Origin of the sequence: Halalkalibacter flavus (assembly GCF_036663575.1) — a bacterium.
Lineage (GTDB): Bacteria > Bacillota > Bacilli > Bacillales > Bacillaceae_D > Halalkalibacter > Halalkalibacter flavus.
The window spans coordinates 1-14,691 of sequence record NZ_JAWRVK010000002.1 but is presented as its reverse complement, the minus strand read 5'-3'; the positions used below and the strand labels follow the sequence as shown (position 1 = coordinate 14,691).

Here is a 14,691-nt window from a genome sequence, read left to right as displayed (position 1 = left end):
GATAGAAAACCTAATTTTTATGCGTTTTTATAAAAGCTCTAATTTTAATTCGGTTTTACTTTTAAATTCCCTCCATAATTAACCACTATCTAAGCTAATTCATTTGGTTCAATATTTTGTCCTACATCCAGCTCTACATTAGGGATTTGTTGCAAAAAAGAGAAAGGGATTGTTCCACTTTATGAACAACCCCATAAGAAAAATCCCTATCATGTTATTTCCTCTCTCTAACCTCTCTGCCTTCTGCTCCAACAGAGATGCCTGAGTTCGTTGATACATTTTGATCTTCTACACCTAACTTTGGTTTTTTCGTACCTCCAAGATATGGAGTCTTATGCTTTTCTTGAATTTTACTGATTTTATCGTAATCTTGATTCATCAAATGACCTCTCTTCTTTTTGTAAATAATCATCTTCAGATTATTAGGTTTTATTATTTCGTTTTATTTATACCCTCTTTATGCTTCGTGAGCCCAATAAAACTAAAGGTGTTCTCCCATAATATGAAAGAACACCTTGTATATATACATTAAAACATTCCACTTTCTTTTAGTCTATCTACGGCCAATCTCAACACGTCTTCTTGTTGAACAAGAGAAATGCGTGTATAGCCCTCACCTTCAGATCCAAAAGCGACTCCAGGTATCGTTACAATTCCGGTTTTATCCATTAATTTATAACTAAATTCTTTTGAGCTATAGTTTTTCGGAGTCTTCGCCCAAATAAACATGGAAGCACTTGGTCGATCAACATTCCAGCCTAAAGAATGTAAGCCATCGACAAGAATGTCACGTCGTTGTTTGTAAATCTCCCTAAGTTCGTTGCTAAAATTATTGGTGTTTTCTAATGCCCGAATAGCTGCATATTGAATTGGTAAAAATACACCGAAATCAAGGTTTGATTTCAACCGATTTAATCCTTGAATGACATATTCATTCCCTACAACATATCCGATTCTACATCCCGCCATATTAAAGCTTTTTGATAAAGAGTTAAATTCAATTCCTACCTCTTTAGCTCCATTAACAGATAAGAAACTAATTGGTTTTCTATCGTAATATAACTCAGAGTAAGCAAAATCATGAAGGACAATAATGTTATATTTCCTAGCAAAATCAACGACCTTTTCAAAAAATCCCTTCGTCGCCATAGCTGGTACTGGATTTCCTGGGAAGTTTACGATCATCATTTTTGCTTTTTGGCGAACTTCTTCTGGAATTGAATCCAAGTCTGGTAAAAATTGATTTTCCTGACGAACTGGCATCGAATATGGAACAGCTTCTGCTAATGAAATTCCTGCAGCATACGCTGTATAACCTGGATTTGGAACTAGGATTATATCCCCCGGGTCTGTAATGACTGATGGGAGATGTACGAGTCCATCTTGTGACCCCATGACCATCAAGGCTTCTTTTTTATGTTGAATAGAGACCTCATATTGTCTGTGGTAATAGTTTGCTACAGCAGTAAGAAATTCTGATGTTCCTTCTAGAGAATAACGGTACAAATTCGGGTCCTTTACTTTTGAAGCTAGCTCTTCTATTACAAAACTAGGAGGCGGCAAGTCGGGGCTACCAATACTTAAGTCAATCATTTGTTGCCCCTCTTGTATTTTTTTACTTTTATATGTGTTTAGCTCATTAAAAATACTCGTCTGAAAAGCATTCATCTTTTTAGATAAAGCAATCGCCATGATTCATTCCACTCCCTTGGCAAATTCTATGTAATGTTTAATATTATATCAGTAATTGGACAAACTGTAAGTCCTACCCCTTGAAAAAGAAAATGGGGATGTTCCAAAGGTTCTGCTTTTGACCTTTTAGCACATCCCCAAAACCATTGTCAGCTCTGTTCCGGACTTTTGAGACTTCCCTATAGATTTAATTACGATTTGAGTATGATCAGGATGGTCTCCCTCAGGCTTTATGTCTAGCTCACTTTCACTTTTAGTAAATCCTTCACTTTCTTTATTTACAGTATGAGTATTTCCTCATGACATAAATGTTTCAAGCATACTCTTTAAATCCATTCCCGTACTTTCTTTCAGGCTTTCTTGCAAGCCAAGCATTGTCTTTGTAATATTGTTCGTAATTTTTGCAGCCCCATACATGTCTGGAATAACTTTAACCTGATTCCTCCGCCACGAACAATCTTTAAACTACGACCGTTTTCATCACCAAAGATGCGGGTATCCTCTTTTGGGTCACCTAACTTAGGCCCTGTAATAATTAATGATTGATTCGAACTTGCTGTTTTATAGCGTCTTTTATAAATAAAAAATGCTATTCCACTCCCAACTATAAGAATGAAAAGAAGTGCCCCGACCAAAATGAACCAAATAATGCTCATCATAAGTATCCCTCCTACAAAAGTAATTGACTCCTCCACGTAAAAATTGTCTATGACTAGCTTTTTGAATCATCCACCATAAAACTGCCAACTAATTTAGAAGGGTAATTTTTGTCAAAGAAGTAAAAAGACTGCTACAATATGAACGATACATACCTTTTCTGAGGGAGTGGTGACGCATGCAATATAAAACGGTTGGAAAAAGTGGGTTAGTTGTATCCGAATTATGTCTTGGTACTATGACATTCGGAAAAGCTACACCGGAAGATGAGTCTATTACAATGATTGATCAATTTCTAGAAGATGGCGGGAACTTCATTGATACAGCGGATGTTTATGTTGGTGGAACATCTGAAGAGATCGTCGGTAAGGCAATTAAAGAAAAGCGCCATGATGTTATATTAGCTACAAAAGTACGTATGAAAGTAGGAGACCGTCCTAATGACGTTGGTTATTCACGTAAACGAGTAATGGATGGAATTGAAGCAAGTTTAAAACGATTACAAACAGATTATGTCGACTTGTACCAGCTTCATGTTTGGGATCAATTAACGCCTATTGAAGAAACATTGCGAACACTTGATGATTTAATTTCATCTGGAAAAGTACGGTATATTGGTTGTTCTAACTTCTTAGCTTGGCAACTAATGAAATCTTTGTCTGTCAGTGAACAAAAAGGCTTTGCTAAATTCATCTCCATACAGCCGCAATATAGCCTAGTCAATCGCGAAATGGATCGAGAAGTCATGTCATTATGTATTGAAGAAGGCATTGGTGTTCTTCCGTGGGGACCTCTTGGAAGTGGCTTTTTATCAGGAAAATACGAAGGGTTGGAAACTCCAACATTTGGTCGATTGTCGCAAGGGCTCCAAGGGGAATCAAGCTGGGAAAACAAAGGACTTGCTCGTAACTTTCATATTGTTAACAAAGTAAAAGAAATTGCAAAACAAATAGGAAAAACGCCAGCACAAGTCTCGTTAAATTGGCTATTAATGAAAGAAGGTGTTACGTCTCCAATATTTGGTGCTCGTACACTTGAACAATATAAAGAAAATATTGGTGCAACCGGATGGAGGCTTTCAGAAGAACATTTTAATGAACTTAATGAAGTGAGTGCCTTACCTTCAGAATATCCAACTCGTTTTATCGAAAAATTTCGTAGGGAACTTTAACATGCCAGATCAAAAAGGTGCATAGCTTGGCCTTTTTGATCTATTTTTGGTTATATTGAAATTGATTTAAATCGACCTTGTTGTTAATAACCGGAACCCCTTCTCCTTCTAGTGCCATCGTTTGATTTATTTGTAACTCTTCATCTAGAAGGCTTATTTCTCCTTTTGCGTTTATCACCCTGTGCCATGGCAGTTTATACTTCTTACTCATTGAATGAAGAATGCGAGCAACCTGTCTAGCTGCTCTTGGATTACCAGCTAGTTTGGCAATTTGCCCATATGTCATCACTTTACCTTTTGGAATGTGCACGATTATGTCAAGTACACGCTCAGTAAATGGTTGCATCTTTTCTCTTCCTTTCCTTTTGAAAAAAGAGCAATGGAAATATGAACTTATTCCACCGCTCTTACTAATATTCGTTCTTTATAAGCTTTATTTTTTCGTTAATTCAATTGCTTTTTTAATATCTTTAAATGAATTTGATTTTCCATACATTAATACCCCGCCACGATAGATTCTGGCACCGAAAATAGCAAGGATGACGATTGATACAAGCAACACAACAATGCCTAAAATTGGTTCAACAGGAGGAATGTTTAACATGCCAACCCGAAGGAACATAACCATTGGTGTAAAGAATGGTATATAAGAGGTAACTGTAACGAATGTCGACTCAGGCATACCTAATCCAAACATGGCGATAAAGAATCCAATCATAACTAAGAACGTCATCGGTAAAATCATTTGCTGTACATCTTCAATTCGACTAACAAGTGAGCCTAATAATGCTGCAAGAGTAGCATATAGAAAATATCCCAACAAAAAGAAGACAATAGCATAAATTATAATCGCAGCTGATAGATCACCGAATCCAAACACATCAAAGAATCCTCCAACAAGTGCTTCTTGGTTTCTCATTATGGATAAGTAGCCAACTAGAAGCAATACCGTTAACTGTGTTAACCCAACAAAACCAATCCCAATAATTTTTGCAAACATTTGCTTAACAGGTGAGACACTTGAAATCAAGATTTCCATGACTCGTGAAGATTTTTCCGTAGCAACTTCAGTAGCAATCATGTTTGCGTACATGATGACTGAGAAATAAATAAAGAATAATAGAATGTATACAATCCCTCTTGCCTGATTTAATTCCTCTGCTGACCTAGCTCCTTCATTGAGTGACTCTTGGGTAAACATTACAGGAGCATTAAGAAGCGCTAATTCCTCCATTGAAAGATCCAGTTGCGAAGCGGCAATAGTTGATTGGATATGCCCAAGTGCAGCTTGGAGAGTAGAAGTAATTAGATTTCCAGATAATGAAGGAGATATATAGACCGCTGTTGGTAATTGATCTGAACCAAACGATAAGATTAAAAGTCCTGCATACGTTCCTGCTTCTACTTCCGTTTCTAATTCTACTCGTGAAGCTGTTGTTAATACCAAATCTATATTCTCATTTAACATATTCATTTCATCTTCAAGAACTGGAAATAATTGACCCGTTTCATCAATAATGGCAACTTGATCCGTTCTGTCTTCACCCTGAAATGAATCTATGATTAATCCAATATTCGCCATAATAGCGATTCCTACCGCTAATAATATCGTTGTCACAATGAAAGATTTAGCCTTTAGTTTAGAAAGATACGCATGTCCAAGCATGATCCAAAAATTACTCATAAGAAGTCCCCACCTTTTCAATGAAAATATCATGCAAAGAAGGTTCCTCTAGTTCAAACTTCCTGACAAAGCCTTTTGAAACGACTTTTTTAAACACATCTTCTGCTATAGATTCTGATTCAACTTGTAAGTGGATACCTTCTGTTGTTTTTTTCGACTTTAAGACACCAGGTATTGCCTCTAACATGGATAAGTCGAAATCAGCATGGATAGAAATATTTTTCTTCCCAAATGAACGTTTAATAGACCTTAATTCGCCATGAACAACAGGTACACCGTGATGCATAATACAAAGGTTTTCACATAATTCTTCAACATGCTCCATTCGATGACTTGAGAAAACAATTGTCGTTCCACTTTCTTTTATTTCTTTTACCGCTTCTTTTAATAGTTCTACATTAACAGGATCTAAGCCACTGAATGGTTCATCTAAAATGAGAAGTTTTGGTTTATGTATAACGGCTGCAATAAATTGAATTTTTTGCTGATTCCCTTTTGAAAGTTCTTCAACTTTTTTGTTCTTGTATTCCGGTACATTAAAACGCTCTAGCCAAAGGTCCAACTCTTTTACTATCTCTTGTTTTTTCATTCCTCGTAAGCGAGCAAGATAAATAATTTGGTCAATTACTTTCATTTTTGGATATAATCCGCGTTCTTCAGGGAGATAACCGATCTCTGGTGTTGTGGAATAATTAATTTCTTTCCCATCCCACGTAATCTTCCCCTCAGTCTGATCTAACAAACCTAATATCATACGAAATGTAGTGGTCTTTCCGGCACCATTTGCACCTAAGAAACCAAACATCTCTTTGGCTGGTACTTCAAGTGATAAATCATTCACTGCGGTGAAGGTGCCAAATCGTTTTGTGACGTTTTTTAATAATAAAGTCATCCTTACCCAATCCTTTCCCATTAATAGCTATAGCAATTCTACCATTATTTTGAAGTTATCGTAGATTCATATTTCTTTTTTACGTACAAGCAAAAGAAAAGTTTCAACTATCTTACAAAAAGGAATAGGGATTGTCCTAAAAGACGTAGTTTCCTTTTAGGACAATCAATGAAAGGAATTGGTTTCTTCTCTCAAAAGGAAATAGAGAACAGACGGAGTCTTATTTCATTACAAACTATTTTTCATGTACCACAAAACGTACGGTAAGGCCGATTTGAAGGCTCAGGCAGCTTTGAATATTCAACTTGTTCAGGGGAGTGAGCATACGGATCTGAAAGAACATTAAGAAGTCTCTCCATTACACCATAATCTCTTTTTTCCACCGCGGCATCTAGTGCTTCTTCTACTCGGTGGTTTCTAGGAATGATCGCAGGGTTGCTTCGTTTCATCAATTGTTGAGAATCTTCTTTTGATTCCTCTTGTCTGCTTCGTCTTTCCTGCAGTCTGTTATACCATTCATTAAATTCCTCTTTTCCAGATAGAATCGAATCCCCGAACTTTTCAAAAGTTAAAGCAACAAATGTATTCGTATAGTCAACGCGATACGTATCCATGATGCTAAGGAGTTCATCAATTAGAGACTCATCCTGTTCCTCTTCAGTAAATAGCCCCAGTTTTGCTCTCATTCCATTGAGCCAATGAGTGCGATACAAATTAGCAAATTCTGAAATGGCATCTTGAGCTATTTCGACAGCCCGCTCTTGATCGTCATGTAACAACGGTAATAATGATTCAGCAAATCTTGCCAAATTCCATGCACCTATTTTGGATTGATTGCCATACGCATAACGGCCGTGAATATCTATCGAACTAAATACGGTTTCCGGATCATACGTATCCATGAAAGCACAAGGGCCATAGTCAATCGTCTCACCGCTTATTGTCATGTTATCTGTGTTCATCACCCCGTGAATAAAGCCAACGAGCTGCCATTTAGCAATAAGTGAAGCCTGAAGTTTTATTACCTCCTTCAAAAGAGAAAGATAACGGTTATCATCCATTTCAACGTCTGGAAAGTGCCGTTGTAGTGTATAATCGGCTAACGTTTTTAGTTCATCGACGGAGCCCCATTTTGCGGCATATTGAAACGTACCAATACGAATGTGACTCGCTCCGACACGAGTAAGAATGGCACCAGGGAGTTCGGTTTCCCGATATACAGACTCACCAGTTGTCACTACCGCTAGGCTCCGAGTTGTAGGAATGCCTAATGCGTGCATCGCTTCACTCATAATATATTCCCGAAGCATCGGTCCTAAAGTCGCTCGTCCATCACCTCCGCGAGAGTAAGGCGTTCTTCCTGAACCCTTTAGTTGGATATCAAAACGCGCCCCTTGAGGAGTCATTTGTTCACCTATTAAGAGAGCTCTACCATCACCTAACATGGTAAAATGCCCAAATTGATGCCCTCCATAAGCTTGGGCGAGTGGAATAGAATGATTTGGAGCCTGATTGCCAGCGAAAACTTCGACACCCGTATCACTCCGAAGGTCCTTGCTGTTCATTCCTAACGATTCCGCTAAACGTTCGTTAAAAATCACTAATTCTGGGGAACGTACTGGGTTTAAATCAATTGTAGAAAAAAACACTTTAGGAAGCTGAGCATAACTATTATCTAAATTCCATCCTGTTTCATTGTTTGAATTATTCGCTGTATCTGTCATTATATCTCCTTTAAAAAACTTTATCTTTTGCCGTATGATTTACCTGTTTAAGGTTAGCTTTTATAGTCTTTGCTTCAGTTCTTTGATTATTCTTTCCTTGGTTGCCATTTAAGTCATGATGTGAGAGTTGATATTATGGAAAACGCCAGCTATGAGAAACATTCATAGCTGGCGTAACGTATGTACTAGTTATATTTCGAAATCAACGCCAATGCTGTCCACTCTTCCAACTTCTCTAATAAAGGCTGCTACAGCTTGGTGTTCGGCGTTTTCCACATATGCATCAAGTGCAGCTTTGTCCTCAAATCGAACAGTGAGCACAACTTGATATTCCTTGCTTTTCTCAGCAATATTTAGCCCAGCTTGAAGGTCGACAATCCCTGTTAAATGGTTCTTTAACGCTTTAAAACGGTCTACTACTTCTTGTAATTGCTCTGGAGTTGTTGCGTCTCCAAATTTCACTAAAACGGTACGATTAATCATACTAATTCCTTCTTCCTGCTTTTCATTTATTTACCAAACTATATTTTAACGAACAACTGGTACAGATGCAATAATCATGCTTTGGATATACTCGACTCTATACCGATTAACAAAAAACCGATTATTTCGAAAGGCGAAATGGCTGAGAGTATGGTATAATTTGTATATCCTTGTTTGTTTATAAAGGGGTTTTTATATGTATACAACAAAGTTTTTACGTTTAATGGAAACATTTTTTATCGGTCTTATAGGCGGCTACTTATTTAATCTAGGTAATCTCCCTCTGCCTTGGGTGTTAGGGCCATTAACCTTTGTTATGCTTTGGCAAGGGTTCACAAAACGGCAAGCCTATTGGCCAAGTACAGTTAAAAATAGTGGATTAATTGTTCTTGGTATTTATTTTGGAATGTACTTTACTGTCCAAACTTTCTCATCTATAGGTCCTTATCTGGTAACCTTTGTTGTGTTAACCGTTGCTCTTATCGCTGCAAGTATCTTTATTAGTTCTGTTATTACAAAGTGGATCGATGTTGATAAAGTAACTAGCGCATTCGGCTCTATTCCTGGGGGTTTAACCGAAATGGTTATTGCTAGTGAATCCCTGAATGCAAGATCTTCATTAGTTGTTATTTTTCAAACCGTACGTTTGATTACGGTCTTATTTGTTGTTCCAACAACGATTATTTTCTATTTTACTCAAGTTGGGTCATCTGCTTCAGGCCTCTTCGAATCAACCGAACCTGCGGTTGGTGGTTGGAGCTATGCTTGGTTTATCCTTCCTGTTCTTGCTGGATGGTTATGCCGAAATAAAATTCCAGCTGGAATCGTAATAGGTCCCCTTGCATTAACTGCAATTCTAAATATAAGTACGATTGACTTACCATCTGTTCCTAACACCTTTTTAATCCTTGCTCAAATGGCTGTAGGAATCGGCCTTGGTAAAAACATCTCCTTTTCTGATTTAAAAATGGGCGGTAAATATAGCCTTGTTTATTTTGGGGTGTCTATCAGTCTGATTACTATATCTTTTGGATTAGGTATCTTATTAGCTCAATTGACATCTTTAGATCTTGCGACAGCGATATTAAGCATTGCTCCAGGAGGGTTAATTGAAATGGTGTTAACTGCATCCATTGTAGGAGCAGATCCGGCCATTGTCAGTGCCTTTCAACTTGTTAGAATCCTCCTCATTATTACGTTCGTCCCCCCATTTTTAAAATGGTATTTTAGAAAAAACGTGAAACAAAATGCAGCATAAGAAACAAAGCGGAGTCTCAAAGGTCTGATTTTGACCTTTTGAGACTCCCTCTTTCATGTTCGAAAATATGTCAGTTTGAGATAAATAGAACCGTATATTCTCCATACCCCTCATTTTTAAAATTTTCCTTTGCTATAAAACGCAAGGCTGCAGAATTAATACAATATCTTCTTCCCCCTAGTTCTTTTGGTCCGTCCTCAAACACATGCCCAAGGTGCGAGTTCCCTATTTTGCTTCTTACTTCGGTCCTGATCATTCTGTGTGACTGATCTAGCCGTTCTATTAAATGAAAAGATGCAAGCGGTTTGGAAAATGTTGGCCAACCGCACCCACAGTCATACTTATCCGTTGAAGAAAACAGTGGTTCACCTGAAATAATATCAACGAAGATCCCATCTTTTTTAAACTGGTCATACTTGTTTTCAAACGGAGATTCCGTAGCATTTTTTTGTGTAACGTCATACTGAATAGGTGTTAATTTTTTAAGACGAGGATCTTCTTTTTTCACTTGCCAATATCGGGTGAAAAAAGCATTTCTGCCAGAGCATTTGTAAAGGTGATGATAGTGAAATGGTATCTTTTTATAATAAAACTGATGCTTTTCTTCAGCACGATAGAACGGTTTAGCTTCCAACAAACAGGTCACAATGGGTTTATCGAATATATCGCTATTTTTTAATTTTTCTTTAGACTGTTGAGCTTGTGTTTTTTGTTTTAGGTTATGGTAAAAAATAGCTGTTTGAAATGGTTTTCCTCGATCCTTGAATTGCCCAGTCGCATCTGTAGGATCAATAGCCCTCCAAAATACATCTAGTAATTTAGAATACGGTAGGACTTCCTTATCAAAATAAATGCGAACAACAAGCCTGTGACCAGCTTCTCCTGACATCACGTCGTTATAAGATGGATCTTCTGTCTCTCCTCCAGAATATCCTGCTGTTATTTCCGCGACTCCCGGCAACTCAGCAAAAGGCTGCATCATAAACCCAAAGTGTCCCCCTGCAAATATTGCACATTCTTCCATACAATTTTCACCTTTACCACTTTAATTTATTGATGGTTTCTTTTAATAATCCAATATCATGATCATCAAGACCCCAATATTGAATCTCTTCATTTAGTTCTCCTAATGTTCCAAATTCACGAACAAACCCATTTAGGCGAGCAGCAATGGTTGATTTTACGAATGCATCATGCGATTGAAATAATTGAAGAACGGATTCATAAGCTTGTTTATAACGTTTCAGGTAATATTTTTGATGTTTTTCCTCCGCAAGAAAAAATTGATCAAAGGGTTTCAACTCTGTCTCTATTTCTGTTTTGAGACGTTCCTCGATCCTATTTTTCACAAAAGTCGCTTGGTTTTTTTGTTTTTCGTTCCGATACAATACAAGAGACATGTATTGACGTCCCCCATACCCATCTTTCCTCGGACGGTGGTGACTCCAAAATACATCTAATAATTGTTCAAAGCTTACCAAAGCAGGGTCAAAGTCTATTTCAACAGTTTCTGTGTGGTCGCCCATTTGTCTGTACGTTGGGTTATTTTTCGTTCCTCCTGCATAACCAACACGTGTTTGAATGACGCCTGAAAGATGCCCGAACCGAGCATCAGGTCCCCAAAATCAACCCATTCCAAGAGTTATGGTTTCAACAATAGGAGCGTTTCGAGAAAATTGACCTTCGTTCATCTTTACACCTCATTTTCCTTTGTTTTATGAATGAATGTACATTGTTCCTCTCATACTAAATGAATCTATTGTTAGTAAGCAGGTGAGAAGTTATGTACTTTGGAAGTCATGTCAGTATTCGAAATGGTTATTATTCTGCTGCAAAAACCGCTCATAGTCTTGGAGCCACGGCCTTTCAATTTTTCCCTAAAAATCCACGGAGCATTACCGTTAAAGACTATGATAAAGACGATGCACATCAGTGTGCAACTTTTTGTTCTAAGCATAACATAAAGTCTATTATACATACTCCTTATCCGACTAAACTGATACCCGAAGATCAAGAACTAGAAAAGCTGATTATTTTATCATTGATTAACGATTTAGAAATAGCTGCAGCCTGTGGTTCCATTGGAGTAGTTGTTCATTTTGGTACGACAAAAACGCTACCACCCTTAGAGGGTTACAAGAAAAAGATTGATATACTTAATCAAGTGCTATCGCATTTTAGTGGAGACGCACAGTTGCTTATAGAAAATAACGCTGGGGCTGGTACCGATATGGGAATCACGCTAGAGGAGTTAACTCAAGTTCGGAAGCTAACTGAATATCCAGAAAAGATAGGGTTCTGTTTTGATACATGCCATGCATATGCAAGTGGGATATGGAACGGGGATAATTGGAAAGAACTCGAGAAAAAGGGAATGGATTTAGAATACTTCCCACATTTAAAAGCCATTCACTTTAATAACTCAAAATACTCTTTCTCTTCTCGAAAGGATCGACACGCAAACCTATTATCTGGCCAAATAAAAGTCGAGCAACTTCGTGAACTTCTCACATCAAGCTTGCTAACTAATATCCCCTTTATTGTAGAAACGCCAAAAGATGAAGGGACTACTCATCAAACTTAAATTCAATGGATGAAGGAAGCAGCATTATCTTGATTCTAGCTGTTAAGTTATTTCTCAACTTTATATTGAAAAGAGGGCACTAGAAAGGTTATTACCAGTGCCCTCTAAATCGACTAGTTTTCATTTACGTTGTTCGCTCGAAAAGTAGTCGTACTTGTACGAATAATAGAAAAAACATTAATCAGTAAACAACCTGCTGCAAAAAGAGCTAACAAGATAAAACCTGAACTATATGTTCCCGTCACTTCTTTTACCATCCCCATAACAAGTGGCGGAAAAAAACCTCCAATCCCACCGATCGCACTAATAATTCCAGTGACAGCTCCTGTGTTATTAGGAGAAACAGCCGGAACAAGTTTGAAAACTGCACCATTCCCTGCTCCCAATAAAAGAGCCATCACTATACAGCTGATACTAAAAACAGAGAAATTATCCAAGTTAATTGCCATGATAGAGGCACTTAGAATGATTCCGCTAAAGAGAAAAATGATGACTTGATTAGCTCCTAATTTATCCGCCAAATACCCACCTATTGGTCTGATAAGGGTAGCTGCAACCACAAACACAGCTACATTTAAACCCGCATCTACTGGTGAAAAATGAAATGTTTCTTGCAATAAAGTAGGTAAATAAAAACTAAATGCGACAAAACCACCAAAAGTTAAAAAGTAATATAAGGATAATACCCAAGTAGCCTTATATTTTGTAACAGAAAGTGCATCTTTTAATGTCTTGACTTCTTTTGGTTTTGGTAATTCTTTTGTTCCTAGCCAAAAAACGACGGTCATGATACTAAGGGCAAACGCCAGTCCCCAAAATGCCCATTGTAATCCAAAAAGATTCACGATTGAAGGAACTGTAAAGGATGCAACGGCAGTTCCTAAATTACCAATACCAATAATCCCTAAAACCAATCCCTGTTTCTCAGCTGGAAACCATTTTGTCACATACGTTATCGCTATTGTAAAAGTTGTACCTGCCATCCCGATTAAAAACGCCCAAAAGAGTAAAGCACCATAGGAGTTTGCAAAGCCAGCAGCAAACATCGGAAGCACACTAAAAAGCATTGTTAACGTATATACTTTTCTTGCCCCGTATTTATCTGCAATAATTCCCATTGGAATACGCATAACAGATCCTAATAAAATTGGTATGACAATAATAAAACTTCTTTGGGTCTCGGTTAATTGATATTGTTCTTGTAAAGTCGAAGCAATTGGTGAAAATACCGACCAAACGGCAAATGAAATCACCATTGCAACGGTTGATAATACTAATGCAGCTGTTTGTCCACGAGCTTGCACCTAAAACCCTCCTCTAGCTGTTTAAAGAAATATTTGATTTATATGTTTATGATTAGCATAGAGTAAAGTCTAGTTTAAAAATTCTAAATTATCTATTATATTGTCAGATATTATTACAAACTATTTAATTTGGAGTTATTAACTTAATACCAATTTAAAACCGTATAAAGCTTGTTCTTTCTAGGGTTTGATTTTTAATTTATAGAGAAGTTTAATACGTATGTTAACTTCTATAACACACATAAAAGCAATCCTTTTATAGTTTTTTTCCGAATCCGAAGTTTATATAATAGAAAAAACAGTTAGCAAGGTAACCCTAACTAACTGCTTCTCTAAATCGTACAAATTTCAACTGGGCAATCGCCACATTGCAAAAAGTCTTTTAAATACTGAATATCACGGATAACAATGTGATTGTTCTCATAAAAAATGATTTCTTCTTTTTTTAACTCATTCATCATGCGGTTTACCCCTTCACGGGTAGTACCGATATAATTGGCAATTTCAATATTAGTTAAATTTACATTGATTAAGACACCTTCATCATGCTCTACTCCATAAGAGTTACTAAAACGGATGAGCGTTGAGTACAAACCACCCTTTTTACCACACAAAATAAGATCACGAAACTTTGACTGTGTTGATTGATTTTGGATGGCTGACCACTTCATAAACGCTACAGCTAGTTCTCCATTCTCAATAAATAACTTCTCGATTATCGAACGATCGTAACGTATCAATTCAGCATCTTCTTCTACTGTTGCTGTTACAGCAACAGATAATTCATTAAATAAGCCTGCCTCACCCACTAATTCATCTCTTTGAAGAAGGCTCAAGGAGAATTCCTTTCCCTCTGAAGTCATCTTACTTAATCGAACCAAGCCTGACAACACTAAATACATGTATTTTGGGGAATCCCCTTCGGAAAAAAGAACAAAACCTGACTGCACCTTAATTTTCGTTCCTTTTGAAAGCATTAATTGTTTATTTTCTGTACTTAACTGTTCAAAAAAATGGACCATTCTTTGTTCTTTTTTTTCCATTGTTTCCCTCCTCACAATTTTAAGTTAACTTTATATATCCTAACACCTATAGAAAAGGAAGTAAATTGGATTATTACTAAATGGTTAATATTAATGGTAATAACGTATTATAAGTCCATTAGTGATGCTAGTATAGTTTCATGGACACAACTTAGTTAAGTTTCTATAGATTTGTTACACTATATAGAAGAAAGGTTGT

General features: G+C 37.0%; 14 protein-coding genes and 1 pseudogene. 3 read left to right on the top strand and 12 right to left on the bottom strand.

From position 1 onward, the window contains the following. Positions 1-214 precede the first annotated feature (214 nt). The 3 genes from SAY88_RS01285 to SAY88_RS01275 all read right to left on the bottom strand — a co-directional run bounded on the left by SAY88_RS01285 (position 215) and on the right by SAY88_RS01275 (position 2,351). A complete protein-coding gene (locus tag SAY88_RS01285; protein ID WP_332628667.1) occupies positions 215-379 on the bottom strand; it encodes a hypothetical protein in 165 nt (54 codons plus the stop codon). A 149-nt stretch (positions 380-528) separates the two neighbouring features. Further along, a complete protein-coding gene (locus SAY88_RS01280; RefSeq protein ID WP_332628666.1) occupies positions 529-1,692 on the bottom strand; it encodes an LL-diaminopimelate aminotransferase in 1,164 nt (387 codons plus the stop codon). A 350-nt stretch (positions 1,693-2,042) separates the two neighbouring features. Further along, positions 2,043-2,351 carry a hypothetical protein gene (locus SAY88_RS01275; RefSeq protein WP_332628665.1) on the bottom strand — a complete coding sequence of 103 codons (309 nt, stop codon included), beginning with the start codon at positions 2,349-2,351 and terminating at the stop codon, positions 2,043-2,045. A 176-nt stretch (positions 2,352-2,527) separates the two neighbouring features. Between SAY88_RS01275 and SAY88_RS01270 the strand changes: the two genes are divergently transcribed. Next, positions 2,528-3,520 (top strand): aldo/keto reductase, encoded by a 993-nt coding sequence (locus SAY88_RS01270; RefSeq protein ID WP_332628664.1) that lies wholly within the window; start codon positions 2,528-2,530, stop codon positions 3,518-3,520. A 40-nt stretch (positions 3,521-3,560) separates the two neighbouring features. Here SAY88_RS01270 and SAY88_RS01265 read toward each other — a convergent pair whose 3' ends face one another. From SAY88_RS01265 to SAY88_RS01245, 5 genes are all read right to left on the bottom strand, one after another. Further along, complete coding sequence (locus SAY88_RS01265; protein ID WP_332628663.1) at positions 3,561-3,866, bottom strand: MGMT family protein; 306 nt, start codon at positions 3,864-3,866, stop codon at positions 3,561-3,563. Positions 3,867-3,953: 87 nt separating this feature from the next. Continuing rightward, entirely contained in the window at positions 3,954-5,204 is a 1,251-nt protein-coding gene (locus SAY88_RS01260; RefSeq protein ID WP_332628662.1) for an ABC transporter permease, read from the bottom strand. Beyond that, positions 5,197-6,096, bottom strand: a complete 900-nt coding sequence (locus SAY88_RS01255; protein ID WP_250097613.1) for an ABC transporter ATP-binding protein — start codon at positions 6,094-6,096, stop codon at positions 5,197-5,199. Before SAY88_RS01255 ends, SAY88_RS01260 begins: the two co-directional genes overlap by 8 nt. 242 nt (positions 6,097-6,338) lie before the next feature. Then, positions 6,339-7,820 (bottom strand): protein adenylyltransferase SelO, encoded by a 1,482-nt coding sequence (locus SAY88_RS01250; protein WP_332628661.1) that lies wholly within the window; start codon positions 7,818-7,820, stop codon positions 6,339-6,341. Between the two features lie 189 nt (positions 7,821-8,009). Then, positions 8,010-8,303 (bottom strand): Dabb family protein, encoded by a 294-nt coding sequence (locus SAY88_RS01245; protein ID WP_332628660.1) that lies wholly within the window; start codon positions 8,301-8,303, stop codon positions 8,010-8,012. A 196-nt stretch (positions 8,304-8,499) separates the two neighbouring features. On the opposite strand from SAY88_RS01245, the gene SAY88_RS01240 reads away from it, so the two are divergent. Next, positions 8,500-9,561 (top strand): AbrB family transcriptional regulator, encoded by a 1,062-nt coding sequence (locus tag SAY88_RS01240; protein ID WP_332628659.1) that lies wholly within the window; start codon positions 8,500-8,502, stop codon positions 9,559-9,561. Positions 9,562-9,631: 70 nt separating this feature from the next. Here SAY88_RS01240 and msrB read toward each other — a convergent pair whose 3' ends face one another. Both msrB and SAY88_RS01230 read right to left on the bottom strand, forming a co-directional pair. Continuing rightward, the gene (gene msrB, locus SAY88_RS01235; protein ID WP_332628658.1) at positions 9,632-10,585 is read right to left on the bottom strand and encodes a peptide-methionine (R)-S-oxide reductase MsrB; all 954 of its coding nucleotides are present in this window, start codon (positions 10,583-10,585) and stop codon (positions 9,632-9,634) included. Between the two features lie 13 nt (positions 10,586-10,598). Then, a pseudogene (locus SAY88_RS01230) lies at positions 10,599-11,174 on the bottom strand (peptide-methionine (S)-S-oxide reductase MsrA); the annotation flags it as partial. A 170-nt stretch (positions 11,175-11,344) separates the two neighbouring features. On the opposite strand from SAY88_RS01230, the gene SAY88_RS01225 reads away from it, so the two are divergent. After that, entirely contained in the window at positions 11,345-12,145 is an 801-nt protein-coding gene (locus tag SAY88_RS01225) for a deoxyribonuclease IV (protein WP_332628657.1), read from the top strand. A 113-nt stretch (positions 12,146-12,258) separates the two neighbouring features. Here SAY88_RS01225 and SAY88_RS01220 read toward each other — a convergent pair whose 3' ends face one another. Further along, positions 12,259-13,449, bottom strand: a complete 1,191-nt coding sequence (locus tag SAY88_RS01220) for an MFS transporter (protein ID WP_431308825.1) — start codon at positions 13,447-13,449, stop codon at positions 12,259-12,261. Positions 13,450-13,781: 332 nt separating this feature from the next. After that, positions 13,782-14,492: a Crp/Fnr family transcriptional regulator gene (locus SAY88_RS01215; RefSeq protein ID WP_332628656.1), complete on the bottom strand. Its 711-nt coding sequence runs from the start codon at positions 14,490-14,492 to the stop codon at positions 13,782-13,784. Between the last annotated feature and the right edge of the window lie 199 nt (positions 14,493-14,691).